At 61.4% G+C, this 25635-nt stretch carries 23 protein-coding genes; 11 read left to right on the forward strand and 12 right to left on the reverse strand.

Annotated features, from left to right (window positions below; translation table 11 throughout):
• Positions 1–306: 306 nt before the first annotated feature.
• On the reverse strand, positions 307–612 hold the full coding sequence (locus TU80_RS03505; RefSeq protein WP_057003853.1) for a hypothetical protein: 306 nt from the start codon (positions 610–612) through the stop codon (positions 307–309).
• Between the two features lie 457 nt (positions 613–1069).
• Between TU80_RS03505 and TU80_RS03510 the strand changes: the two genes are divergently transcribed.
• Positions 1070–1393 carry an SEL1-like repeat protein gene (locus TU80_RS03510; RefSeq protein ID WP_057003854.1) on the forward strand — a complete coding sequence of 108 codons (324 nt, stop codon included), beginning with the start codon at positions 1070–1072 and terminating at the stop codon, positions 1391–1393.
• 175 nt (positions 1394–1568) lie between these two features.
• Positions 1569–2933, forward strand: a complete 1365-nt coding sequence (locus tag TU80_RS03515) for a DNA recombination protein RmuC (protein ID WP_164887036.1) — start codon at positions 1569–1571, stop codon at positions 2931–2933.
• Positions 2934–2941: 8 nt separating this feature from the next.
• Here the strand turns inward: TU80_RS03515 and TU80_RS03520 are convergent, their stop codons facing one another.
• From TU80_RS03520 to TU80_RS03530, 3 genes are all read right to left on the reverse strand, one after another.
• Entirely contained in the window at positions 2942–6412 is a 3471-nt protein-coding gene (locus tag TU80_RS03520; RefSeq protein ID WP_057003855.1) for a hybrid sensor histidine kinase/response regulator, read from the reverse strand.
• Between the two features lie 132 nt (positions 6413–6544).
• Complete coding sequence (locus TU80_RS03525; RefSeq protein ID WP_057003912.1) at positions 6545–6928, reverse strand: YbaN family protein; 384 nt, start codon at positions 6926–6928, stop codon at positions 6545–6547.
• Positions 6929–6948: 20 nt separating this feature from the next.
• Positions 6949–7536, reverse strand: a complete 588-nt coding sequence (locus TU80_RS03530) for a UPF0149 family protein (RefSeq protein ID WP_017845347.1) — start codon at positions 7534–7536, stop codon at positions 6949–6951.
• 275 nt (positions 7537–7811) lie between these two features.
• On the opposite strand from TU80_RS03530, the gene recQ reads away from it, so the two are divergent.
• Both recQ and TU80_RS03540 read left to right on the forward strand, forming a co-directional pair.
• Positions 7812–9938, forward strand: coding sequence for a DNA helicase RecQ (gene recQ, locus TU80_RS03535; RefSeq protein WP_017845348.1), 2127 nt, complete (start codon positions 7812–7814; stop codon positions 9936–9938).
• 121 nt (positions 9939–10059) lie between these two features.
• The gene (locus TU80_RS03540; RefSeq protein ID WP_017845349.1) at positions 10060–10494 is read left to right on the forward strand and encodes a MarR family transcriptional regulator; all 435 of its coding nucleotides are present in this window, start codon (positions 10060–10062) and stop codon (positions 10492–10494) included.
• Between the two features lie 136 nt (positions 10495–10630).
• Here TU80_RS03540 and TU80_RS03545 read toward each other — a convergent pair whose 3' ends face one another.
• The gene (locus TU80_RS03545; RefSeq protein ID WP_057003856.1) at positions 10631–12820 is read right to left on the reverse strand and encodes a patatin-like phospholipase family protein; all 2190 of its coding nucleotides are present in this window, start codon (positions 12818–12820) and stop codon (positions 10631–10633) included.
• An 84-nt stretch (positions 12821–12904) separates the two neighbouring features.
• Here TU80_RS03545 and TU80_RS03550 point away from each other — a divergent pair, with 84 nt between their 5' ends.
• Positions 12905–13192 carry an Rdx family protein gene (locus TU80_RS03550; RefSeq protein ID WP_017845351.1) on the forward strand — a complete coding sequence of 96 codons (288 nt, stop codon included), beginning with the start codon at positions 12905–12907 and terminating at the stop codon, positions 13190–13192.
• Between the two features lie 41 nt (positions 13193–13233).
• Here TU80_RS03550 and TU80_RS03555 read toward each other — a convergent pair whose 3' ends face one another.
• The 3 genes from TU80_RS03555 to TU80_RS03565 form a co-directional block, all read right to left on the reverse strand.
• Positions 13234–13515, reverse strand: coding sequence for a hypothetical protein (locus TU80_RS03555; protein ID WP_046488286.1), 282 nt, complete (start codon positions 13513–13515; stop codon positions 13234–13236).
• Positions 13516–13642: 127 nt separating this feature from the next.
• Entirely contained in the window at positions 13643–14527 is an 885-nt protein-coding gene (locus TU80_RS03560) for a DMT family transporter (protein WP_046382500.1), read from the reverse strand.
• A gap of 96 nt (positions 14528–14623) precedes the next feature.
• Positions 14624–15376, reverse strand: a complete 753-nt coding sequence (locus TU80_RS03565; protein WP_057003857.1) for an AraC family transcriptional regulator — start codon at positions 15374–15376, stop codon at positions 14624–14626.
• A gap of 137 nt (positions 15377–15513) precedes the next feature.
• Here TU80_RS03565 and TU80_RS03570 point away from each other — a divergent pair, with 137 nt between their 5' ends.
• Positions 15514–16323, forward strand: coding sequence for a UDP-2,3-diacylglucosamine diphosphatase (locus tag TU80_RS03570; protein WP_057003858.1), 810 nt, complete (start codon positions 15514–15516; stop codon positions 16321–16323).
• A 130-nt stretch (positions 16324–16453) separates the two neighbouring features.
• Here TU80_RS03570 and TU80_RS03575 read toward each other — a convergent pair whose 3' ends face one another.
• The 3 genes from TU80_RS03575 to phhA form a co-directional block, all read right to left on the reverse strand.
• Entirely contained in the window at positions 16454–17650 is a 1197-nt protein-coding gene (locus TU80_RS03575) for an amino acid aminotransferase (RefSeq protein ID WP_017845356.1), read from the reverse strand.
• Positions 17650–18006, reverse strand: coding sequence for a 4a-hydroxytetrahydrobiopterin dehydratase (locus TU80_RS03580; protein ID WP_017845357.1), 357 nt, complete (start codon positions 18004–18006; stop codon positions 17650–17652). The genes TU80_RS03575 and TU80_RS03580 overlap by 1 nt, the downstream gene beginning before the upstream one ends.
• Positions 18007–18111: 105 nt before the next feature.
• Positions 18112–18903: a phenylalanine 4-monooxygenase gene (phhA, locus tag TU80_RS03585; RefSeq protein ID WP_046382503.1), complete on the reverse strand. Its 792-nt coding sequence runs from the start codon at positions 18901–18903 to the stop codon at positions 18112–18114.
• Between the two features lie 256 nt (positions 18904–19159).
• Between phhA and TU80_RS03590 the strand changes: the two genes are divergently transcribed.
• Positions 19160–20743, forward strand: coding sequence for a sigma-54-dependent phenylalanine hydroxylase transcriptional regulator PhhR (locus TU80_RS03590; protein WP_017845359.1), 1584 nt, complete (start codon positions 19160–19162; stop codon positions 20741–20743).
• Between the two features lie 43 nt (positions 20744–20786).
• On the opposite strand, the gene TU80_RS03595 is transcribed toward TU80_RS03590, so the two are convergent.
• Positions 20787–21575 carry a hypothetical protein gene (locus tag TU80_RS03595; RefSeq protein ID WP_057003859.1) on the reverse strand — a complete coding sequence of 263 codons (789 nt, stop codon included), beginning with the start codon at positions 21573–21575 and terminating at the stop codon, positions 20787–20789.
• 597 nt (positions 21576–22172) lie between these two features.
• On the opposite strand from TU80_RS03595, the gene TU80_RS03600 reads away from it, so the two are divergent.
• The 4 genes from TU80_RS03600 to TU80_RS03615 all read left to right on the forward strand — a co-directional run bounded on the left by TU80_RS03600 (position 22173) and on the right by TU80_RS03615 (position 25631).
• Positions 22173–22913 (forward strand): flagellar basal body rod protein FlgF, encoded by a 741-nt coding sequence (locus TU80_RS03600; RefSeq protein WP_046382505.1) that lies wholly within the window; start codon positions 22173–22175, stop codon positions 22911–22913.
• 67 nt (positions 22914–22980) lie between these two features.
• Positions 22981–23766 (forward strand): flagellar basal-body rod protein FlgG, encoded by a 786-nt coding sequence (flgG, locus tag TU80_RS03605; protein ID WP_046382506.1) that lies wholly within the window; start codon positions 22981–22983, stop codon positions 23764–23766.
• Positions 23767–23819: 53 nt separating this feature from the next.
• The gene (flgH, locus tag TU80_RS03610; RefSeq protein ID WP_046382507.1) at positions 23820–24515 is read left to right on the forward strand and encodes a flagellar basal body L-ring protein FlgH; all 696 of its coding nucleotides are present in this window, start codon (positions 23820–23822) and stop codon (positions 24513–24515) included.
• 27 nt (positions 24516–24542) lie between these two features.
• On the forward strand, positions 24543–25631 hold the full coding sequence (locus tag TU80_RS03615) for a flagellar basal body P-ring protein FlgI (protein WP_164887039.1): 1089 nt from the start codon (positions 24543–24545) through the stop codon (positions 25629–25631).
• Positions 25632–25635 lie beyond the last annotated feature (4 nt).

A 25635-nucleotide genomic window follows, 5' to 3' on the forward strand; every position in this document is an offset into this window, starting at 1 on the left:
CGCTTGGGCTGGCAGGTAGGTACTTAGGAGGGCAGGCAACACAACAGGGGCTAAGGTTCTGGGCCCGGGGTGAAGATCCTGATCAATTGGCAGGTTGGTTCGGTCAGAGTATTGAGACTTCGCGACACCCTTTGCTAGTTCAAAGGCTGTGTCGTCGCAAGTGATACCTGGAAACCATCAAGGTGGTCGATCCCGTGTTGTTCAGGGGAGTTGTTCGACCAGAATTGACTTTCAGCTTGGTACTAACGCCGCGGATAGTAACGGATCGAAGCGGGGAATGGAAGCGTATCGGTAAAAAAACTTCAGTCAGCCCTCCAGCACCCCGTGATACACCAGCACCGTGACGGCTGCCGCCAGCGAGCAGCCCAGCGCATACGCGGCCAGGGTCAGGCGCAGGGACTGGCCGGTCTCGATCATTTTCATGACATCGCCCATGTCATTGATCCGGCCCTCGCCCAACTCGATGCACAGGCTGGCGGCGGTGAACGCGGCGGAGAGCAGGATCGCGATCGCAAACAATGCGCCGTCCGGCGAAGGCAGAGCGGCGTTGATTCCCAGGGAGGTCGCGCAAATGGCCAGCAGCAACACGGTGAATAACAGAATTCCTTTCATCGACCCGTACATGGTTGCGTTGTAGGTGCGGCAGTGTGGCGACCCGCATTGAATTTGAAAAGTCCCTGCCTGGCCGTGCCGGTAACATATTCAAGCCGTGTCGGATCAAAAAACCTTGGCGATATAACCGGAGCAAAGGGACTTGTACACATTGTTCACGGTATGTGTCACCGTTCTGTCAAGTGTTTCCATCGGGCCCCATTTGCCTGTAATGAAAATTTAAGTCAATGAAAAATATCGCTTTTTTTTATTGGTGAAAAAATCGTCAGTTTGACTGCGGCCCCCATTCCATGGGGCTTTGCGCGAGTTAAAGGTGGGTTGTCCACTGAGTTATCCACAGCTTCTGTGGATTGTCCCGAGCGCTTGCTCTAGCACGGGCGTGCAGGGTTTTTTCGGCTTTACCTGTACGAAAAAAAGAGTAGAGTGGCGCGCCTTCCGTTCTGTCCCGCAGTGCTTTATGAAGTTTCGCTCAGTATCATCTTCTGTTACCGACACCCCTCCGGTTGTTACCCCACCCAAACGTTTCTCCTTGAAAGTGGCCTTGTGGTTGCTCGACAGCCCGCGTCTTGGTCACAGCACCAACATCAAACATTTTGCCGGGCGCTTGCTCAAACAGCCGGCCCGTGATGGCGTGGTCGCAGCGCAAAGCCGACTCGGCCAATTGATGTGCCGCGAATGCGACAATGCCCGCGACCGCCGCATCGGCCACGACCTGCTGCGCCTGGCTGCCCGTGCCGGTGACCGCCGCGCCCAGCGTGAATTGGGCCAGGTCGAAGACTGAGCTGTCCTCAACCCCCTTGCTTGGTTAACCTTGCTCTTTTTCGGTGATGGCAGACATGGCTATGGCTTTTGACTGGACCAGTATTGCCCTGGGACTTGCTGGCGCGGCAGTGCCGTTATTGGCCGTGTGCTGGCAGCTTCAGCGCCGTCTGGCCGCGCGCATGGCCGGCTGGGAATTGCTTGAAGAGCGCCTGACCACCGCGCAACTGGCCCAGGAAGGGTTGGCGGCCCAACTGGACGCCAGCCGTGACGAAATCAGCGACCTCAGCCAGGCCAACGCCGCCAAGCAGGCAGACCTGGCCGCCGTGCGCCGCGAAGTCGAATTGCTGCAGATCGATCGCGACAATGCCCGCGACGCCGCCCACGCCTGGAACCTCGACCGCAGCGCCAAGGAAGCCGAACTGCGTCGCCTCGACGCGTTATCGGCGGCCTTGCGTGCGGAGCTGCGCGAGCAACAGGACAGCCATCAGCAACGCCTCGCCGACCTGCAGGGCTCGCGGGACGAATTGCGGGCGCAGTTCGCCGAACTGGCCGGGAAGATTTTCGACGAACGCGAGCAGCGCTTCGCCGAAACCAGTCAGGAGCGCCTCGGACAGTTGCTCGATCCCTTGAAAGAACGCATCCAGTCCTTCGAAAAGCGTGTCGAAGAAAGCTATCAGAATGAAGCCCGCGAGCGCTTTTCCCTGGGCAAGGAGCTTGAACGCCTGCAGCAACTGAACCTGCGTCTGTCGGACGAAGCCACGAATTTGACCCGTGCGCTGAAAGGCCAGAAGACCCAGGGCAACTGGGGTGAACTGATCCTTGAGCGCGTGCTGGAACACGCCGGCCTGGAGAAGGGCCGCGAGTACCAGACCCAGGTCAGCCTGAAAGGTCCGGACGGTGAGCGCTTCCAGCCGGACGTGCTGATCATGTTGCCCGGTGACAAACAGGTGGTGGTGGACTCCAAGGTCAGCCTGACGGCCTATCAGCAGTACGTGGCGGCGGACGACGAGGTGATCGGCCAAGCGGCGCTCAAACAGCATGTGCTGTCTCTGCGCAATCACGTCAAAGGCTTGGCCGGTAAAGACTACAAACGCCTGGAGGGCTTGCACAGCCTGGATTTCGTGTTGCTGTTCGTGCCGATTGAAGCCGCTTTTTCGGCGGCCTTGCAGGCTGAGCCCAACCTGTTCCAGGAAGCCTTCGACCGTCATATCGTCATCGTCAGCCCCACCACCTTGCTCGCCACCCTGCGGGTCATCGACAGCCTGTGGAAGCAGGAACGCCAGAGCCAGAACGCCCGGGAAATCGCGGAGCGCGCCGGCTGGCTGTACGACAAGTTCGTGCTGTTTATCCAGGACCTGGATGAAGTGGGTAACCGTCTGCAGCAATTGGATAAGGCTTACAGCGCAGCGCGGAATAAGCTGACAGATGGTCGCGGTAATCTGGTCAGCCGCACCGAACAGTTAAGGTTGCTCGGCGCCCGCGCCAGCAAAAGCTTGCCCGCCGACCTGCTGGAGCGGGCAATGACCGACTCCGACGGGGTGGCGCACCTGCCCGAATAGGTGGCTGATCAAAGGGGCAGATGCCGGCTGAGCAAGGCGCGCAACGCCGCCGGCTTCACCGGTTTGGCCAGATAATCCAGCCCCGCCGCATGCACTTGCGCCACCATCTCCGGACGACCGTCGGCGCTGATGACCACGCCGGGAATCGGCTCCGCCAACTGTGTGCGTAGCCAGCCCATCAACTCCGTGCCGGTTTCGCCGTGGTCCAGGTGGTAATCCACCAGCGCCAGTTGTGGGCGCACGCCGTCGGCCAGCAGCGCCGCGCACTGTGCCTGGTCGGTGGCGGTCCATACTTCGCAGCCCCAGCGCGTCAGCAGGCTGCGCATGCCTATCAGGATGCTTTCTTCGTTATCCACACACAGCACCCGCGCGCCGCTCAGGGGCAGACCGGTTTCCTGCGCGGTCTTGACCGGTGTGCTGGTCTGGTTGCGAGCCAGCGGCACGCGCACGCTGAATACGCTGCCCTTGCCCGGCCATGAGCGCACGCTCAGGCGATGGTCCAATACGCGACACAGGCCATCGGCAATCGCCAGGCCCAGGCCGAGGCCCTTTTCAGCGCGGGTCTGGTGGCTGTCCAGACGTTTGAACTCCTCGAAAATCACCTTCTGTTTATCCTGCGGAATGCCGGGGCCGCGATCCCAGACTTCCAGGCTCAACTCGCCCTGGTGTCGGCGTACACCCAGCAGCACTGGGCCGTCGGCATAGCGGAAAGCATTCGTCAGAAAGTTCTGCAAAATCCGGCGCAGCAACTTGATGTCACTGTCCACGCGCAAATGACTGCCGCGCAAGCGGAAGCGCAGGCCTTGTTCCTGGGCGAGCGCCTTGAATTCGGCGCCGAGGGTGTCGAACAGTTCGTTGAGCACGAACGGCTGGCGTTGCGGGTTGATCTTGCCGTTTTCCAGGCGCGAGATGTCCAGCAGGTCGCTGATCAGGTCTTCGGCGGAACGTAGCGAGCTGTCGAGGTGTTGCACCAGTTGCCGGGCTTCGTTCGACAGGCCGTCGTTCTGGTGGGAGAGGGCGGCGGAGAACAGGCGTGCAGCGTTCAGCGGTTGCATCAGGTCATGGCTGACCGCTGCGAGAAAGCGCGTCTTCGATTGGTTCGCGGACTCGGCCACGCCCTTGGCATCGGTGAGCGCCATGTTTAGCTGCGACAGCTCGTGTGTCCGCTCGGTGACCCGTCGTTCCAAGCCCTCGTTCGCCTCGGTCAGTGCGTGTTCGGCCTCGCGGAACGCGGTGATGTCGGTGAAGCTCATGACGAAACCGCCACCGGGCATCGGGTTGCCGATCAGTTCAATCACCCGTCCATTCGGGAACAGGCGTTCGGAGGTGTGCGCGCGGCCTTGGCGCATCCAGTGCAGGCGTCGCGCCACATGCACTTCGGCCTCACCCGGTCCGCACAAGCCGCGCTCGGCGTTATAGCGAATGATGTCGGCAATCGGCCGGCCGACGCTGATCAATCCCTCGGGGTAGTTGAACAGCTCCAGGTAACGGCGGTTCCACGCCACCAGCTTGAGGGACTGATCCACCACGCTGATGCCCTGGGTGATGTTTTCGATGGCGCCTTGCAGCAGGGCCCGATTGAATTGCAGCACTTCGGAGGCTTCGTCGGCGATCCGTACTACGTCCTCCAGCAGCATGTCCCGACCTTCAATCGCGGCCTTTACGACTGCGCGAGTCGAAGAGGCGCCGAGTACACCCGCCAGCAGGCGTTCGGTATGCGCGATCCAATCGTTATCGGCATTCTGGTTGGGGTTGAAGCCTTTGCCCTGGCGATAGGCGAAGCGGATAAAGCTCTGCTGCGCGCGTTCTTCGCCGACAAAGCGCGCGGCCAGGCTCAGCAGGTCGCTGATCTGGACCGACAACATGGAGCGAGTGCTGGCGCGTTGGCTGGTTTCCTGGCCGATGAAGCGCCCGGCCTGCCAGTGTTCGGACACCCGGGTACGCGAAAGCATCGAGACCCAGACGAACAGTGTGAAGTTGCCCGCCAGGGAGAACACGGTGCCCAGGGTCAGCGACGTGAGGGGCAAGCCGAGCGGGTGGGAATGCAACCAGGTCAGGCCGGGGAAAAGGCTGAGCGACCAGCCCAGGCTTTTCGCGGTAACCGGTAGGACCAAGGTGTAGAACCACAGGAACGTGCCTGCCGCCAAGCCGGCAAACACGCCGCGTCGATTCGCCTGTTTCCAATACAGCGCGCCGAGCATGGCAGGTGCCAGTTGGGTCACCGCGGCGAAGGCAATCTGGCCGATCGTCGCCAGGCTCGCGCTGGAGCCGAGCAATCGGTAGCTGACATACGCCAGCAGCAGGATGAGCACAATGCTGACGCGGCGTACCGAGAGCATCCAGTGGCGGAACACTTCAAACGGCCGTTCCGCGCTGGAGCGGCGCAACAGCCAAGGCAGCAGCATGTCGTTGGACACCATGGTCGACAACGCGATGCTCGCCACAATCACCATGCCGGTGGCGGCCGACGCGCCGCCAATGAACGCCAGCAGGGCGAGGACTGGATGGGCTTCGGCCAAGGGCAGGCTGATCACGTAGGAATCGGGTAGCACCGAGCCGGGCAAGAGCATTTTGCCGCCGAGGGCGATCGGTACGACAAACAGCGCGGCGAGGATCAAGTACGCAGGGAAAACCCATTTGGCCAGGCGCAAATCCTGGGGGTCGATGTTTTCCACGACGGTGACGTGAAACTGCCGGGGCAGGCAGATGATCGCCATCATCGCGACGCCGGTCTGTACCACCATCGTTGGCCAGTTGACGGTTTCGTTCCAGTATTCCTCCAGGCGTGGTGCCAGCATCGCCTGGCTGAACAAGTCGTCGAAACCGTCGTAGAGGCCGTAGGTCACAAACACGCCGACCGCGAGAAACGCGAACAGCTTGACCAGCGACTCGAAGGCAATCGCCAGCACCATGCCACGGTGGTGTTCGGTGGCGTCGAGGTTGCGCGTACCGAAGACAATGGTGAACAGCGCCAGCACCAGCGATACGATCAGCGCCGTGTCCTGGGCGCGGGTGCCGGTGGCATCCGCGCCGGCACCGATCAGCAGGTTCACCCCGAGTACGATGCCCTTCAGTTGCAGGGCGATGTAAGGCAACACGCCGACCATGCAGATCAGCGCGACCACCACCGCCAACGACTGGGATTTGCCGTAGCGTGCGGCGATAAAGTCAGCGATGGAGGTGATGTTTTCCTGCTTGCTGATCAGAATCATCTTTTGCAGGACCCAGGGGGCGAATACCAGTAACAGCACCGGTCCCAGGTAGATAGGTATAAACGCCCACAGTTGTTCGGCCGCCTGGCCTACGGCGCCGAAGAAGGTCCAACTGGTGCAATAAACGGCCAGCGACAGGCTGTACACCCAGGCACGCATGCGCGGCGGCAACGGCGCATGGCGGCGGTCACCGTAAAAGGCGATGGAAAACATAATGGCCATATAGGCCAAGGCAACGGCGGCGATCAGCCCGCTGGACAGCGTCATGGTAACTCCGGACAGAAACACGCCCAGGCATTTCGGGCCCGGTTGGACAGTCTCGCATGATGCCTGGGGATTAGTCAGTGTCGACCAAGGTCTTGTGAGCACTAATGTCGCAGGGCACGGTGTTAAAGAGGCTCAGCGCGGCGGCAGGGTTTTCTGGCGCAGGATGTAGATCGTCACCAGCACCGCGCTGGTCAGCATGAAGCCGCGGGCCCACGGCAGAGGCACCAGGTAGCAGGAAAAACCGATACTCAGCCACATCAGGCCGATAGCGTAGACCTTACCCTTGAGCGGGATGCCATTGCCGTCCAGGTAGTCGCGAATCCATGGGCCCGGGCGCGGGTGTTCCACCAGCCAGGCGTAGAAACGCGGGGAGCTGCGCGCGAAGCAGGCGGCGGCAAGAAGCAGGAAGGGGGTGGTGGGCAATACCGGCAGGAAGATGCCGATCACCCCCAGCGCTACGCTCAGCCAGCCGATGGCCAGCAGTGCGTAACGCAGGAGCGGCGAGCGCTTGCCCATGGCGATCACGGGCGTGCGACTCAGTGGTGACGTGGCTTGAGGAGCGCCGGTTTTTCGTCGGGGGCGTTGCACAGCAGGTACAGGGCGGTCAGGGCTTCCGGGATCTGTACGATCATGTCGTCCATCAGATTGGCGTCGGCGGCGATGTCGGAGAACTCCGGCTGGTCGTCGAACAGGCCCGAACCGACCATGATCGGCAGCAGCATTTCGCTGACTTCTTCTTCGGCGGTTTCGAACCAGGCGGCTTCGCGCAGGAACACACCTTCCATGAAGCCGATGCACCAGCCGCGCAGGTCGGAGTCGTCCGGCTCTTCGCCCAGGTCGAGGTCGCACGGCAGCTCGAATTCCTCGTCGGAGGCCAGTTGGCGACCGATGTGGGCCTTGAGGGCGAGCAGGGTGGCTTCGATCTCTTCGCGCTGGGCGGCGTCAGCGTAATGAGGCTCTTCGGCGAACAAGGCGTCGATCCACTCACGGTCCGGCACGATGTCGGAAGAAATCGACAGGGCGGTCAGGTAGCCGTGGGCGGCCACGTAGTCCAGCGCCTCGTCATGCAGCTCATCGGCGTCGAGGAAGGCTTGCAGGCGGGTTAGTTGCTCAGCGAAGGACATTGAAGGACTACCTTGGGAATAAACGATGCTGAATTCTAGGCTTTCTTGAGCGCCCAGGCCAGCCACACTGCATATTTGGCCGGTTTTAGATAGCGGCCGCTGTTCGTCAGCCGCGCCCTTTGCCGGCCGACGCTCGGGTATACTGCCGCGTTTTGTGATGCCCCCTGCAGGCCAGCGCCAACCCGAGAAAACTTCGCTTACGGATTATTTTCCGTAGATACGCGCTTTTTCGGCCAGCCTGTATGGAGGGATTTCGGCGATATTTGGAGTTTTACATGCTCGAGCAGGCTCAACGCGTCCTCAAGGACATCTTCGGCTACGACAGTTTTCGTGGCCGCCAGGGTGCAATCATTGAGCGCGTGGCCAATGGCGGTGATGCCCTCGTCCTGATGCCGACCGGCGGTGGCAAGTCGTTGTGTTTCCAGGTGCCGGCGTTGCTGCGTAACGGCCTTGCCGTGGTGGTGTCGCCGTTGATCGCGCTGATGGACGATCAGGTGGCGACCCTTGAGGAACTCGGCGTTGCTGCCGCCGCATTGAACTCCACGCTCAGCGCCGAACAGCAGCGCGACCTGGCCGCGCGTATCAAGCGCGGCGAAGTGAAAATGCTTTACCTGGCCCCCGAGCGCCTGGTGCAGCCGCGCATGCTGGCCTTCTTGCAGAGCCTGGAAATCGCCCTGTTCGCCATCGATGAAGCGCACTGCGTATCGCAATGGGGGCATGATTTCCGTCGCGAATATTTGCAGTTGGGGCAGTTGGCGGAACTGTTCCCCGACGTCCCGCGTATCGCCCTGACCGCCACCGCCGACAAGCGCACTCGCGAAGAAATCGTCGAGCGTCTGCATTTGCAGAACGCCGAGCGCTTCCTGTCGAGCTTTGACCGGCCGAATATTTTCTATCGCATCGTGCCCAAGGAGCAGCCGCGCAAGCAGTTGCTGGCGTTCCTGTCCGAGCGGCGCAGCGATGCGGGCATCGTCTATTGCCTGTCGCGCAAGAAGGTCGACGAAGTGGCCGCCTTCCTGTGCGAGCAGGGTTATCCGGCGCTGCCCTACCATGCAGGCTTGCCCAACGACTTGCGTGCCTATCATCAGAAGCGCTTCCTCAACGAGGAAGGCCTGATCATGGTGGCAACCATCGCGTTCGGCATGGGCATCGACAAGTCCAACGTGCGCTTCGTGGCCCATATGGATCTACCCAAGTCCCTCGAGGCGTATTACCAGGAAACCGGGCGCGCCGGGCGTGATGGCCTGCCGGCCGATGCGTGGATGGTCTACGGCCTGCAAGACGTGGTGATGCTCAAGCAAATGCTGCAGAACTCCGAAGGTGACGAGCGCCACAAACGCCTGGAACAGCACAAGCTCGACGCCATGCTGTCACTCTGCGAAGAGACGCGTTGCCGCCGCCAGACCTTGCTGGCGTATTTCGACGAAGACATGCCCGAACCCTGCGGCCATTGCGACAACTGTGTCGACGGCGTGCAAACCTGGGATGCCACTGAACCGGCGCGCCAGGGTTTGTCTGCCATCTACCGCACCGGCCAGCGTTATGGCGTCGGCCATCTGGTGGATGTGTTGCTGGGCAAGGACAACGAGAAGGTGCGCAGCTTCGGCCACGAGAAACTCTCGGTCTACGGCGTCGGCAAGGCCCGTGCCGAAGGCGAATGGCGATCGCTGTTCCGCCAGATGGTCGCGCGCGGCCTGGTGGACATCGACATCGAAGGCTACGGCGGCCTGCGCCTGAACGACAGTTGCCGGCCGTTGCTCAAGGGGGAAGTGAGCCTGGAACTGCGCCGCGACCTCAAGCCGCAGACCACCGCCAAGAGCAGTACCAGCCAGGCCAGCCAACTGGTGCGCTTCGAGGAGCGTGAACAGTGGGAAGCCTTGCGCGCCCTGCGGCGCAAACTGGCGCAGGAACACAGCGTGCCGCCTTACGTTATTTTCCCCGACTCGACCTTGCTGGAGATGTTGCGCGAGCAGCCGACCACCCTGGCCGAAATGGGCCGGGTCAGTGGCGTGGGCGCACGCAAGCTGGAACGTTATGGCCAGGCCTTCCTCGAAGTGCTCGGCGGCCAGGCCGAAGCGCCGAAGGAAATTGCCGATATTCGCCACGAATTGATCAGCCTGGCGCGGGCCGGCATGACCCCGATCCAGATCGCTGGCCAGTTGCAATGCTCGGAAAAAAACGTCTACACGCTGCTGGCCGAATCCATCGGTAAGCAACAGTTATCGTTAGAGCAGGCCCTTGATTTGCCAGAAGATTTGCTCGGTGAAATCCAGGATGCTTTCCTGGACGGTGAAGGCGAACTGCCACCAGTTGCGGAGATTGCACCGCTGTTCACGGGGCGGGTTCCCGAGGGTGTTTTGTACTGTGTGCGTGCCGCGTTGCAGTCTGAGTTCGAAATTTAGTGTGCCAATTGCGACGATGAAACGAATCAGTACAGACGAGCGCTTGCCTACTGACATGGCTCATGCTTAGCTGACTAATAATTAGTCATACTTTGTTTTCAGTCTAAACCATGAGTTTTTTATGCCGTTAACCGATCAACACCGTTTTGGCATGCAGTTGGCGCAAATGTCCCGAGGTTGGCGCGCCGAACTGGATCGCCGTTTGGCGGGGCTGGGCTTGTCTCAGGCACGCTGGCTGGTGCTGCTGCACTTGGCGCGTTTCGAAGAGGCGCCGACGCAGCGTGAGCTGGCACAAAGTGTCGGCGTCGAAGGGCCGACACTGGCACGCTTGCTCGACAGCCTGGAAAGCCAAGGGTTGGTGCAGCGCCAGGCGGTGGTGGAAGACCGGCGCGCCAAGCGCATCCTGCTGTGTGACAGCGCCCGACCGTTGATCGAGCAGATTGAAACCATCGCCACTGCATTACGCCATGAGTTGTTCGTGGGCGTGAATGAAGAGGACCTGCGGGTGTGCATGCGCGTGCACGGGCACATTCTGGCGAATCTGGAAAAGTCCTGACGTCAGGCGCAACAGAGATCGAATAGGTGGGAGTTGGCTTGCCTGCGATAACGGACATTCAGTCAATTGATCTGGCGACTGAAATACCGCCATCGCAAGCCAGCCAGCTCCCATCTTGGTTTTTACGGTCAGCGTTTCAGAAGGTCTGGCCGAGGTTCAGGTACACCGCCTGCTGATTGTCGTCGTTGAACCCGTAGCTGAAATTCAGCGGCCCCAACGGTGTGTCGAAGCCCAGGAAAATACTCGCGGCGTTGATGTAACCGCTGTCGAACTCATTGTCGTTGTTCCACGCCCGTCCGCGTTCCAGCGACGCGCCCAGGTACAGCGGGAAATCCAGCGGCAAGTATGAGCGCGGCGTCAGGCGGCGGTAGTACACGGCGCGCATCAAGCTGACGTTCTGCCCCGAGATCGCGTCCTGACGGAAGCCCGACAGCTGCCGTGCGCCGCCCAGTAGGAAGCTGGATATCACCACGTCCGTATTGTCCATGGTGCGTCCGTAGCGGCCGCCCAGTACGAGTGTGTCCGGGCCGTGGCTCATGGCCTTGTCCAGCTTGAATTCCCATTGCCGGTAGCGTTGATCGGACCCCAGCCCCGGTTCGAATTCGCGCCAAGCCAGGCCGATGTCTTCGCCGGTGTGGGGGAAGTACACGTTGTCCAGGGAGTCGAAGGAGTACTTCAGTTCGTAGAAGCCTTCGCTGAAGCTCACGCTTGGCAGGTCGCGGTCGCCGATGCGTACATCCGCCTTGCCCCAGGCTTCGCCGACGCCGAAACGCAGCTCGCCACTGTTGCCGATCTGGCGCCCGACGTTCAGGCCGAAACCGTAGCGTTCCAGGCGGTATTCGGAGATGGGGTCGTTGTCCAGAATCAGTTCGACATTCTGCGCCTGGGCCTTGAGGTAAGGGGCGACGAAATAGCGCGAGCCGGTGTCCATCGGTTGGTAGAACTCGCTGTACAGCTCTTGCCGATCGCCGATCTGCACCCGCGTCAGCCATTCCGCGCCGAGGCGGTTGATGCCATTCATGCGGTAGCTGGCGCCGAGGTTGAAGGCGCTGTCGCCACGCATGTCGTCCGACAGGTTCAGGCCCAGGCGCAGGTAGTCGGTGCCGCTGCGTTTGCCGCGTGCGCTGATCACCAGGGTGTTGTCGTGGCCTTTTTTCACCACGCGGTATTGCACCTGTTCAAAGTAATCCAGGCCATACAAGGTGCCCATGTCCACTTGCAGGCGGCTCAGGTTCAGCGGCTCGCCGAGGGCTTGGTGGATGTAATAGCGGATCACGTCGTCGCTGACTTTCGAGTCGTTCTCCACGCTGATCGCAGTGATGATCGGAGTCCGTTCGCCCGGCGCGCGCGCGGCCACCAGTTCCGGGTCGATCGGCTCGGCGGGACGCAGGTGGGCCAGGCGCACATCGAGGGCGCGGGTGGCGCGGTAGCCGGCGTCGATCATGTCCTTGGCGCGGCCGAAGTCGGTGACGCCGTAGGCGGCCAGAGGCGGCTGGATCAGCACATCCTTGGGGTGCAGGGCCTTGAGTTGTTCTTCGGAATTGCGCCGGGTCATCAGGGTGATGGACTGGTTGAGCACGTCCACCACCGTGGCCAGTTGCTTGCGCGAGCGCAGCGGCGTGCCGATGTCCACCACGATGGCGATGTCGACGCCCATCTCCCGCGCCACGTCCAGCGGGATGTTATCGGTCATGCCGCCGTCCACCAGCAGTCGGCCGTCGAGTTCCACTGGCGCGAACACGGCCGGGATCGACATGCTGGCGCGGATCACCTGGGGCAGATGGCCTTTGCTGAACACCACTTTTTCGCCGGTGGTGATATCGGTTGCGACGGCGCGAAAGGGGATCGGCAGCTTGTCGAAATTTCGCGTGTTGCTGCTGTGGGCAAACATGCTTTCCAGCAGCAGCGCGAGGTTCTGGCCCTGGATGACGCCCAGCGGCAGGCCGAGGCTGCCATCGTCGCGGAAACTGAGTTTCTGCTTGACCAGGAAGTCCCGGTCATCCTGCTTGCGGCGAAACGGCACGTCCTCCCGGGGTGGCGCATCGGAGAGTGCCTGCTGCCAATCGATACCCAGTGCGAGCTTTTCCAGCTCATCAATCTTGTAGCCCGACGCGTACAACCCGCCGATCACCGCGCCCATGCTGGTGCCGGCAATTGCATCGATATGAATCCCTTGTTCCTCCAGGGCCTTGAGCACGCCGATGTGGGCCAGCCCGCGTGCGGCGCCGCCGGACAGCACCAGGCCGATTTTCGGGCGTGGGGTTTCAACCGCCTCGGCAAGAAGGGGCAGCAGGCACAGCAACAGGCAGGACAACAGGCGGCGCATCATGAATCTCGGGGCTGGACGATAAAGGCCGGTATTATAGCCACCCGACCCTCCCAGCCCGTTACGCCAGGAACCTGTCAAATTATGTCGCCGAATAAACCCGAGATCGTCATCACCTATTGCACCCAGTGCCAGTGGCTGTTGCGCGCCGCATGGTTGGCCCAGGAACTGTTGAGTACCTTTGCCGACGACCTGGGCAAAGTGGCGCTGGAACCGGCTACCGGCGGCGCTTTTCGCATCACCTGCGACGGTGTGCAGATCTGGGAGCGCAAGGCCGATGGCGGCTTTCCGGAGGCCAAGGTGCTCAAGCAGCGCGTGCGCGACCAGATCGACCCGCAGCGCGACCTGGGGCACAACGATCGCAAGGCGTGAAGGTCACCGCCGCACAGGGGCGGTGACCGGGCGATGCGCCCCTACTTGGCGGCCATCTTGCTCTTGATGAAACCGACGACCCACGTCAGCACCAGGCCGCCGACGCCACCGCCGACGATGTTGCTGCCGACCGTCGCCACATCCATGGCTTCGCCGCCGGATGTGCCCGTCAGCGCCGAGACGAGCTGGCCCAGCACCAGGCCGCCGACACCGCCGAGGAAGGTATTGAGCCCGGTGCCCAGGCTCTGCTTGGTCATCCCCGCCAGATTACCGCCGACGGCACCGCTGATGATCTGAACCAGCAAGCTGATAAGTGTTTCCATGATGCAACTCCTGCATAGCGTTAATGGCGTGACCACTCGCTTGCAGCACCGTTAAACACCCTGGCTGTCGTCGAGAAGTCTTTATCCGTCGACGACGACACACTGTTGCGGATGGGCAGAGTATAGATCAGGCCGTTGCAGCCGGCTGTTTGGCCTGGCTGGCGCTGCCCAGCAGGCCGGAAAGCACGATGGCGACGATGATCAGCGCGCCGCCCAGCAGCATGCGCAAGGTCGGGGTTTCGGCAAACAGCAGCCAGGCGACGGTGATGCCGTAGACCGGTTCCATGGCGAACACCACCGAGGCGGTGCGGGCCTTGATCACCGCGAGGCTGGCGACAAACAGGCTGTGGGCCAGGCCGGTACAGAACACACCGAGCAGGCCGATCCACAGCCAGTCGAGCGCGCGCACATCCGCCAGCCCCGGCGCCGCCACGGGCAGCAGGCACAGCGCGACCACCACGTTCTGGCACAGCGCCGCCTGTACCGCTGGAACCCGGCCGGAGCTGGCGCGGTTATTCAGTGACAGCAGGGAGAACAGCAACCCCGAGGCGATGCCCCAGAGCAGGCCGCCCGTGGCTTGGCTGGCGAGGTTGAAGTCCGGTGTCACCAGCACCAGGCCCACCGTGACCAGGGCCACCAGCAGCACTTCGTTGGCGCGGATGCGCTCGCGGAAGATCAAGCCTTCGAGGATCACGGTAAACGCCGGGAACGCGGTAAACCCCAGGGTGGCGACGGCCACGCCGGCGACTTTGACCGCGATGAAGAACGTTACCCAGTGCGCCGCCAGCAATACACCGCTGATCAGCAGCCGGCGCCAGTCGCGCATCTGCAGCTGTTTCCACGGCGCATTGCTGGCGAACCGCGCAAAGATCGCCAGGGCAATCACCGCAAACGCGGCGCGACCGAACACGATGATGGTCGGCGAGGCGGCCGCCAGTTTGCCGAATACGCCGGTGAGGCCAAACATCAATGCGCCGATATGCAGGGCGCCGAGGGCTGAGCGGGGAGTCATTGGGATCCTTGAACCAACGGGGTGACAGGCGCGCAGTCTAGAGGTTGGGGGCGTGAGTGTCTGTCGCCCGACTGGCGATTTTTAGCGCAGGACTCGCTATTTTGTGGTGCGCCGCAGCGCGCTGGGCGCGGCGCCGAATTCGCGCAGCATCGCAGCGGCAAACGCGCTTTGCGAGGCATAGCCGACGCGCTCGGCAATTTCGCCGATGGGCAACGGCGTTTCCCTTAACAGGCCCAAGGCCTTATGCAGGCGGCGACTGCGGATGAAGTCCATGGGCGTCTGCCCGCACTCGGCGATGAAACGGGCATGCAGGCGCGCTACCGACAGGTCGGCGAGGCGTGCCAGGTCCGCGACTTGCAGAGGATGGGCGGCGTGCCGTTCGATATGTGCATTGAACGCGGCATAGGGCAGGCGGCGGCCCGGCACGCTGGGGGGCAGCGGATGATTGAGGCTGGCCAGCAGCAGTACCGCGCCTTGCTGGACGATCAGCGGGTCGTCCACCGGGCTGTGCGCCAGCCATTGCACCAACTGGCTTTGCCGCGAATCCAGGGCCAGACGCGCCGGTTGGTCGAGCAGGCGGCGGCTGGCATCGGCATGCTCGCCCAACGATTGCAGCACCCAGTGTTCGGTGGGCACGTCCAGCACCAGGCATCGGCTGCCATCGCGACTGCCGCAGGTGTGGTGGGCCGAGAAGGGCAACACCATCACGCTGCTCTCGCGGACCTGGCTGCCGCGCCCCTCCACTTCAAGGTCCAGGTGCCCGGACAGGCCGAAGACCAACTGCGCATGGTCATGGCTGTGGGCAATGGGTGCTTCGATGTAGTGGCGTAGCGTGAGGGACGCTCTCATCGCGCTCTCCTGGGCAGCAGGTTGCCAGTCTACAACGCTTCGCCGTCGGCGGGCGCTGTCATCAGACTGACGCACAGCTGTCATGGGCTATTAATCGCCAGGGCGCAAGCTCGCGAAAACACCGTCGAGGGATGCCCATGACCCGTGCCGAATTCGCTACACCCAGCCGCAAGCAACGGGTTCGTACCCTGTGGATTTCCGATGTACATCTGGGCACTCGGGATTGCCAGGCCGAACACTTGGCGCAATTTCTCAAGGGCTACCACGCCGACAAGGTGTACCTGGTGGGCGATATCATCGACGGCTGGAAACTGCGCGGCGGCATGTATTGGCCCCAGGCCCATACCAACGTGATCCGCCGCCTGTTGACCATGGCCAAGCGCGGTACCGAGGTGATCTATGTCACCGGCAATCACGACGAGTTCCTGCGTCGCTACTCCAAGCTGATCCTGGGCAACATCCAGTTGGTGGACGAAGCCATCCATGTCACCGCCGATGGCCGCCATCTCCTGGTGATCCACGGCGACCAGTTCGATGTGATCACGCGCTATCACCGCTGGCTGGCGTTCCTCGGCGACTCGGCCTACGAGTTCACCCTGACGTTGAACCGTTGGTTGAATCACTGGCGTGCGCGGTATGGCTACGGTTACTGGTCGCTGTCGGCGTATCTGAAGCACAAGGTGAAGACGGCGGTGAGCTTTATCAGCGATTTCGAAGAAGCCATCGCCCATGAAGTGACCCGGCGCGAATTGCATGGGGTGGTGTGCGGGCATATTCACCATGCGGAGATTCGCAAGGTGGGCGAGGTGGATTACCTCAACTGCGGGGATTGGGTGGAGTCGTGCTCGGCGTTGATCGAGCACTGGGACGGGCATATCGAGTTGTATCGGTTGGCGGATGCGCAGGCTAAAGAGGCGCAGCTGAAATCGGAGATGGTCGCGGGTTAAGGCCTGGCTCGGCCCAACAAGTGGGAGCGGGCTTGCTCGCGATCGCGCAGTGTCAGTCACTGTATTTGGCGACTGATCCATTGCTATCGGGAGCAAGCCCCCTCCCACATTGGGCTTTGCATTTCTTCGGTTAAGTGTGCGAAACGTCTGCAATGGCTTGCGCCAGCAGCGTCAATCGCGTCGCATCGATCCCCGCGACGTTGGCTCGCCCCGAACTGACCATATACACGCTGTGTTTCTCGCGCAGTTGCTTGACCTGTTCGGCGCTCAAGCCGGTATAGGAAAACATCCCACGTTGTGCGCCGATATGTGCAAAGCGTTCGGCCAGCCCGTGTGGCGCGAGCGCCTCCACCAGCCCGGCGCGTAACTGTGCGATGCGCGAGCGCATGGCTTCTACTTCGTCGCTCCACTGTGCCTTCAGCTTGGCATCGCCGAGGATCGTCGCGACGACTGCCGCGCCGTGATCCGGCGGAGTCGACCACAGGTTGCGCGCGATATTCGCCAACTGGCTGCGCACATCCGTCAGCTTTTCGGCATCCGCCGCACACACGATCAGCGCGCCGACACGGTCGCTATACAGGCCGAAGTTCTTCGAGCAGGAGCTGGTGATCAACACTTCCGGCAGCTCGCTCGCGAACAGGCGCACCGCCCAGGCATCCTGCTCCAGGCCGTCGCCAAAGCCCTGGTAGGCGAAGTCGATCAGCGGCAGCAGGTGGCGCTCGCGCACGATCTGCAGGACCTGGCGCCAGTCAGCCTGGGACAGGTCGAAACCGGTCGGGTTATGGCAGCAGGCGTGCAGCAGCACCACGTCGCCCTCGGGCACCGTGGATAAGGTCGCCAGCATCGCGCTCACATCCAGGTGATTGTCCGCACCGACGTAAGGGTAGTGACTGACCTTGATCCCGGCCTTGGCGAAGATGCTTTCGTGGATCGGCCAGGTCGGGTTGCTCAGCCATACGCCGCGGCCGGGCAGGCTGTGGGCGATAAAGTCGGCGCTCAGGCGCAGGGCGCCGGTGCCGCCTGGAGTCTGGGTCGCACCGGCACGGTGTGCGCGCAGCAGCGTGGACTCGGCGCCGAGCACCAGTTCGCTGATCAATCTGCCGAACGCAGCGTCGCCGTGGCCGCCAATGTAGGTCTTGGTGGTTTGCTGCTCCACCAGGCGCTGCTCGGCGAGTTTCACGGAAGGGAGGATCGGTGTCAGCCCCTGGTCGTCCTTGTACACGCCCACGCCGAGGTCGAACTTGTTCGGGTTGGCATCCTGGGCATACAGGTCCATCAGCCCGAGGATCGGGTCGCCGGGCACGCGGCCAATCGCATCGAAGTGCATTATTTGCGGCCCTCGGCATCCTTGGCCACTTCGTCGGTGCGCGCGGCCATGATGAAGTCGTTGCGGTGCAGGCCTTTGATGGAGTGGCTCCACCAGGTCACCGTGACCTTGCCCCACTCGGTGAGCAGGCCTGGGTGGTGACCTTCGGCTTCGGAAATGGCGCCCATGGCGTTGGTAAAGGCCAGGGCGAACTTGAAGTTCTTGAACAGGAAAACCTTTTCCAGTTGCATGACGCCATCGCGGACTTCGATGTTCCAGTCGGGGATCTGCTTGAGCAGCACCGGCAGTTCTTCATCGCTGACTTGCGGGGCATCGGCGCGGCAGGCTTCGCAGTGGGCTTGGTTCAAGGTGGTCATGTGGGGGGTCCTGAATTCGAGTGTCTGGAAAACGGTCGTCAGTGGCGTCACCCTAAAGCAACGCGGGGCCAGGGAACAGATTCACCTGGTATCAAAACCTACGGTTCACGCCGCTTTGGGTTTGGGTGGGAACTTCGGTGCGTGCAGACCCAACTGCATGCCGCGCTCGACCATGCCCATGATGTCTTCCTGGGCGACATCGAACAGGCGCTTGAGCTCGGGCAAGACAAAATATAGCGGTTGCAGGATGTCGATGCGATACGGTGTACGCATCGCCTCCAGCGGGTCGAAGGCCTGGTGCTCAGGTTCGGACGACAGGCTGTACACCGTTTCCTTGGGCGACGACAAAATACCGCCACCGTAGATGCGCCGGCCTGCGGGCGTATCCACCAGGCCAAACTCGATGGTCATCCAGTACAGGCGCGCCAGGTACACGCGCTGCTCTTTGGTGGCCGCGAGGCCGAGCTTGCCGTAGGTGTGGGTGAATTCGGCGAACCAGGGATTGGTCAGCAGCGGGCAGTGGCCGAAGATCTCGTGGAAAATATCCGGCTCTTGCAGGTAGTCCAGTTCTTCGCGGGTGCGAATAAAAGTCGCCACCGGAAACTGCTTGTTGGCGAGTAACTCAAAGAACGTCTGGAAGGGGATCAGCGCCGGCACGCGGGCGACTTGCCAGCCGGTGGTCTCGGCCAGCACCGTGTTGATTTCGCTCAGTTGCGGGATGCGGTCCAGGGGCAGGCCGAGCTTGTCGATGCCGTCCAGGTATTCCTGGCAGGCCCGGCCCTCGATCACCTTCAACTGGCGTGTGATCAGGGTGTTCCACACCGCGTGTTCTTCCGGCGGGTAGTGGATAAAACCTTGCGCATCGGGCTCGCGGGCCACGTAGTGCGTCTGCTTCATACGGCTCTCCTGCTAGGCATTCGTTCTTGTTATGTCCTGCGATGTACGTATTGATAACCCGATTGGGGTGAGATTCCAGCGGCCTGCGCAAGGGGACCGTAGGAAAATTTACCGATATTCGTAAAGTATTCGTTACGGAATGGCCGTTCATTGATGTGTTGGGCTGTGAAAAGACGGCTGACTGTCACATAATCTTGACGACTATCTGCGCCCAGCGACAAAAAGACGCGGCGCCTACCCTTCTTCGGGCCTTTTCATGCGTATCAAAGTGCATTGCCAGAACCGCATCGGCATCCTGCGGGACATTCTCAACCTGTTGGTGGAGTACGGCGTCAACGTCGCCAAGGGCGAGGTCGGCGGTGAGCATGGCAATGCCATCTACCTGTTCTGTCCGAATCTGGTGAACATGCAATTCCAGGCGTTGCGCCCGCAGTTCGAGGCGATTGCCGGGGTGTTTGGCGTAAAGCGTGTGGGGCTCATGCCCAGCGAACGTCGGCACATGGAGCTCAATGCGTTGCTCGGGGCCCTGGAGTTTCCGGTGCTGTCCATCGACATGGGCGGCTCGATCGTCGCCGCTAACCGCGCGGCCGCGCAGTTGCTCGGGGTGCGGGTGGACGAGGTGCCGGGCATCCCGCTGTCGCGTTACGCCGAGGATTTCGACTTGCCGGAACTGGTGCGCGCGAGCAAATCGCGGATCAATGGCCTGCGGGTCAAGGTCAAGGGTGACGTATTCCTGGCGGACATCGCGCCGTTGCAATCCGCCGAACACGACGACAGCGAAGCCATGGCCGGCGCAGTGTTGACCCTGCACCGTGCCGACCGCGTCGGTGAGCGCATCTACAATGTGCGCAAGCAGGAGCTGCGTGGCTTCGACAGCATCTTCCAGAGTTCCAAGGTCATGGCTGCCGTGGTCCGTGAGGCCCGACGCATGGCGCCGCTGGATGCGCCGCTACTAATAGAAGGCGAAACCGGCACCGGCAAGGAGCTGCTTGCCCGCGCCTGTCACTTGGCCAGCCCTCGTGGCCAATCGCCGTTGATGGCGCTCAATTGTGCCGGTTTGCCGGAGTCGATGGCCGAGACCGAGCTGTTCGGCTACGGCCCCGGCGCTTTTGAAGGGGCACGGGCCGAGGGCAAGCTGGGGCTGCTGGAGCTGACGGCGGGCGGTACGCTATTTCTTGATGGCGTCGGGGAAATGAGCGCACGCCTGCAGGTGAAGTTGCTGCGGTTCCTGCAGGACGGTTGCTTTCGCCGAGTCGGCAGCGATGAAGAGGTGTACCTGGATGTGCGGGTGATCTGCGCAACCCAGGTGGACCTCTCGGAACTCTGCGCGCGGGGCGAATTCCGTCAGGACCTTTATCACCGCCTGAACGTGCTGTCGCTGCATATCCCGCCGCTGCGCGAATGCCTCGATGGCCTGGCGCCGCTGGTGGAACACTTCCTCGATCAAGCCAGCCGGCAGATCGGCTGCCCGTTGCCCAAATTGGCTTCGGCGGCCATGGAGCGACTCAGTCATTACCACTGGCCGGGCAATGTACGGCAGCTGGAAAACGTCCTGTTCCAGGCGGTTTCGCTGTGTGAGGGCGGGACGGTCAAGGCTGAACACATTCGTCTGCCGGACTATGGCGTGCGTCAGCCGCTTGGCGATTTCTCTCTGGAGGGCGGCCTGGAAGCCATCGTCGGCCGGTTTGAAAAGGCCGTGCTGGAAAGTCTGTATGCCGAACATCCCAGTAGTCGGCAGTTGGGCAAGCGCTTGGGCGTCTCCCATACAACGATTGCCAACAAGTTGCGGGATTATGGTTTGGGCAAGGAGGGCAAAACCCCTGAACACGCTGCTCGATAGACGCCATGTCCAGGGTTTTTCTGCGAGGGGTGACACGGCGGCGTCAATACATCGCGTAGCTTGGATCTTGATGGATGAGCACGGTGTCATCTGTTTCTTTCTCAACCCAGGCCATGTAAGGCGCTTCATTGGGTGGGGGGGAAAAGAGTGTGGTCAGTGCGTAGTCTTTATGATTCTGCAGTTTTTCAAGGCTCTGATTGATCTCCGGAGGAAGACGCCCGTACTTTCCGGATCTCAGTTCGTTGGCAGAAACCCCTTCGTTGTTATAGGTGGGTATAAGCATTGATAAGTCGATATGTTCAAGCAACGCTGAGCCATTGGGCGGAAATACCGTCCCCTCTGTAGAACTTTCGATTTCAATGGGGCTGCCGCCGTTTTCAGGGAACCATGCCAATGATCCGCTTATTGAGTCATTCTCCTCTTTAACGCGAGAGACCAATTGGTAGTTTTGGTTCTTATCCAGTTTTTCCAGTTCCCTGAGTGCGCTGTGCGATAACGCTCCAAACTTGCCGCTGCGTACATCGTTGGCGGACACGCCCAGGCCGGTCTCGATGGTCCTGCCGGGGATGTTGTCCAGCAGTTCCAGGAACGCCGAGGTCGTCGGGTCTAGGTCGCAACAGGGCGGCAGTGTCCCGGCATCGTACTCCCCAGCTCGGCTTTCCCAGTATTCTTTATTGTTAGGATTCAGCTCCGGGCGTACCTCCAACTCGCGCTGTTGTTCGGGCGATAGGCTGCTTAATGGCTCGAACCGGTCTAGAATTTCGTTATAAGAAAATTGTTTTTGCCAAGTTGTCGTCATGTGCGTATGGGGGGCATTATCAATACCAGGCATTTCAGTATCCTTGGAAAATAATAAGTTGATAAGGTGCGAGTGATCGGAAAGTAGTCGTGACCGCTTTGCGCCGCACCGAAGTTACGGGTGCTGTATTTGAACGCCAAGTGGGTTTTGATCAGTAAATGTAAAAAGCTATCGGACTATTCTTGTTTGGAGTTGGCTTTGTCTGGGTTTTATAAAAATCAAGCCAGCTACATATGTACTCACGCATTTACCGGGCCGTCAGGCATATGGTTTTTTGGGCGCTTGTAATGGTCGGACAACAAAACCTCGGTCCCATCGTTTCGAGGTGGCCAACGGGGAGGGCAAGTGCCCAGTGGCTTGCCAAGTGTTTCAGCGGTTCGGCGTGCTCCGCGCTCCACCCATGCGTAGCGCTTGAGCGCCGGGAAAAGCCTGCGGGACACCAAGCGTTGCCGTCTGCGGCATAACTCCGCCGTTTTTTCGACTCCGCCTGGGCCTGCCTTTTTTCACGCCTTGCCGCAAACCCTTGCCCCGCCTGGGCTTTCTGCACTTTTTGAAAGTTGGTTCGCAAATTGCTTAAGCCTCATCAGTACAGCGGTGGGCGGCAAGCGTCCGTCAGAAAGAGGATAGAGCGTGGACAAGTACCTTTACGTGGCAATGACCGGCGCCAGCCAGAATGCTCTGGCGCAGAAGGCCCATGCCAACAATCTGGCGAACATTTCCACCAACGGCTTCCAGCGTGACCTTGAGCAGGCGCGCTCGATGCCGGTGTTCGGTGACAGCTTTCCGGCGCGGGCGTTTGCCATGACCGAGCGGCCTGCCACCGACTTCTCTCCGGGTGCCATGATCGAAACCGGTCGTGACCTCGATGTGGCGGTCAGCGGTGACGGTTGGATGGCCGTGCAAACCCCCGATGGCAGCGAAGCCTACGTGCGCAGCGCCAGCATGAATGTGGATGCGCTCGGCGTGCTGCGGGCCGGCAATGGCATGCCGATCATGGGCAACGGTGGTCCGATCGCCGTGCCGCCGCAGCAGAAGATCGAAGTAGGCGCCGACGGCACCGTCAGCATCCGCGCAATGGGTGAAGGCCCGCGGGTGATGGCTGAAGTGGACCGGATCAAGCTGGTCCAGCCCGACCTCAAGAACATGACCAAAGGCCTGGACGGCACCATCCACACCAAGGACGGCCAGCCGGCCCAGGCCGACGCGAACGTCAAGCTGACCTCGGGGTTCCTGCAGGCGAGCAACGTCAATGCGGTGGAAGAAATGACCGCGGTGCTGGCGCTTTCCAAGCAGTTCGAGCTGCACATCAAGATGATGAACAGCGCTAAAGAAGACGACCAGGCCATGACCCGCGTTCTGGCGATGAGCTGATAGCGGTTTCACTGAATACTAATTTTGCGGCGCAGCGCCAACAAACAGGCGCACGAAGGAGAACAGCATGCTTCCGGCTCTATGGGTTGCCAAAACAGGTCTGTCCGCCCAGGACACCAACCTGACCACCATCTCCAACAACCTGGCGAACGTTTCGACCACGGGCTTCAAACGTGATCGCGCCGAGTTCCAGGACCTGCTCTATCAGATCAAGCGCCAGCCAGGCGCCCAGTCGACCCAGGACAGCGAACTGCCGTCGGGCCTGCAATTGGGTACCGGTGTGAAGATCGTCGGCACCCAGAAGAACTTCACGGCCGGTAACCTGCAGCAAACCGGTCAGCCTCTGGATATGGCGATCAACGGCAAAGGGTTCTTCCAGATCCTGCAACCAGACGGAACGACGTCCTACTCTCGTGATGGTTCTTTCCACCTGGACTCCAACGGCCAGATCGTCACGTCCAACGGTTTCGCCCTGGAACCGGCCATTATCGTGCCGGCCAATGCCCAGACCTTCACCGTCGGCAACGATGGCACCGTGTCCATCACCGTGGCGGGCAACCCAGCGTCGCAAGTGATCGGCAACCTGCAAACCGCCGACTTCATCAACCCGGCCGGCCTGCAAGCCATCGGCGGCAACCTGTTCCTGGAAACCGCCTCCAGTGGCGCGCCGCAAATCGGCACCCCGGGCCTGAACGGTTTTGGTACCACGCTGCAAAGCACCCTGGAAACCTCCAACGTCAGCACGGTGGAAGAGATGGTCAACATGATCACCACTCAGCGCGCCTACGAGATGAACTCCAAGGTGATTTCCACCGCCGACCAGATGCTTTCGTTCGTTACGCAGAATCTGTAATCAAGTCTATGGGGCGCTCCTGAGGGCGCCTGCAACACCGTGAGGTTAGGGTCATGAATCGCTATGTTTCCGTTCTGGCATTGAGTGGGATTGCCGTGCTCGCGGGCTGTGTCGCCCCGACGCCAAAACCCAATGACCCGTACTACGCGCCGGTGTTGCCACGCACACCGCTGCCGGCGGCGGCCAATAACGGCTCGATCTACCAGGCCGGTTTCGAACAGAACCTGTACGGCGACCGCAAGGCGTTCCGGGTCGGTGACATCATCACCATCACCCTCAACGAGAAGACCACGGCCAGCAAGAACGCCAACTCGCAGGTGGGCAAGACCAGCAAGACCGGTATTGGCCTGACCTCGTTGTTTGGTGCCGTGCCGAACACCAACAACCCCTTGGGCAGTGGCGACTTGAGTTTGAGCGCCGGCTACAGCGGTGACCGCGCCACCAACGGCAAGAGCTCCGCTGGGCAGAACAACAGCCTGACCGGTTCGATCACCGTGACAGTGGCCGATGTATTGCCCAACGGCATCATCGCCGTGCGCGGTGAGAAGTGGATGACCCTCAACAGTGGTGACGAGCTGGTACGCATCGCCGGCATGGTCCGTGCCGATGACATTGCCACCGACAACACGGTGCCTTCGACGCGCATTGCCGATGCGCGCATTACCTACTCGGGTACGGGTTCGTTTGCTGATGCGAGTCAGCCGGGCTGGTTCGACCGTTTCTTCCTTAGCCCGCTGTTCCCTTTCTAGGTGGCCACTTTGAAATTCAAACAGCTGATGGCGGCGGCACTGTTGCTGTCCCTGAGCGCAGTCGCCCAGGCTGAACGCCTGAAAGACATCGCCAGCATTTCCGGCGTGCGTTCTAACCAGTTGATCGGCTACGGCCTGGTGGTCGGGCTTAACGGTACGGGTGACCAGACCACCCAGACCCCGTTCACCCTGCAGACCTTCAACAACATGCTCTCGCAGTTCGGCATCAAGGTGCCGTCGGGCTCGGGCACCGTGCAGCTGAAAAACGTCGCGGCCGTGTCCATCAGTGCCGACTTGCCGGCGTTCTCCAAGCCGGGTCAGGTGGTGGACATTACCGTGTCGTCCATCGGTAACTCGAAAAGCCTGCGCGGCGGCACCCTGTTGATGACGCCGCTCAAAGGTATCGACGGCAACGTCTACGCCATCGCCCAGGGCAACCTGGTGGTGGGCGGGTTTGACGCTGAAGGCCGCGACGGTTCGAAGATTACGGTGAACGTGCCATCAGCCGGGCGCATCCCTGGCGGCGCCACGGTTGAACGCACCGTGCCCAGCGGCTTCAACCAGGGCAACAGCCTGACCCTGAACCTCAACCGTTCCGACTTCACCACCGCCAAGCGTGTGGTCGACAAGATCAACGACATGCTCGGCCCTGGCGTGGCCCAGGCCATCGACGGCGGCTCGATCCGGGTCACTGCGCCGCTGGACCCAAGCCAGCGCGTGGATTACCTGTCGATCCTGGAAAACCTCGAGGTCGACCCCGGTCAGGCAGTGGCCAAGGTCATTATCAACTCGCGCACCGGCACTATCGTGATCGGCCAGAACGTCAAAGTGTCGCCGGCCGCGGTGACCCACGGCAGCCTGACCGTGACCATTACCGAAGACCCGATCGTCAGCCAGCCTGGGCCGTTGTCCAATGGCCAGACCGCCGTGGTACCGCGCTCGCGGGTGAACGCCCAGCAAGAAGCCAAGCCGATGTTCAAGTTCGGCCCCGGCACCACCCTGGACGAGATTGTCCGCGCGGTGAACCAGGTGGGCGCGGCGCCCGGCGACTTGATGGCGATCCTCGAAGCATTGAAACAGGCCGGCGCCTTGCAAGCCGACCTGATTGTGATCTGAGGCC

It is taken from the genome of Pseudomonas veronii (genome assembly GCF_001439695.1).
Taxonomy (GTDB): Bacteria; Pseudomonadota; Gammaproteobacteria; order Pseudomonadales; family Pseudomonadaceae; genus Aquipseudomonas; species Aquipseudomonas veronii.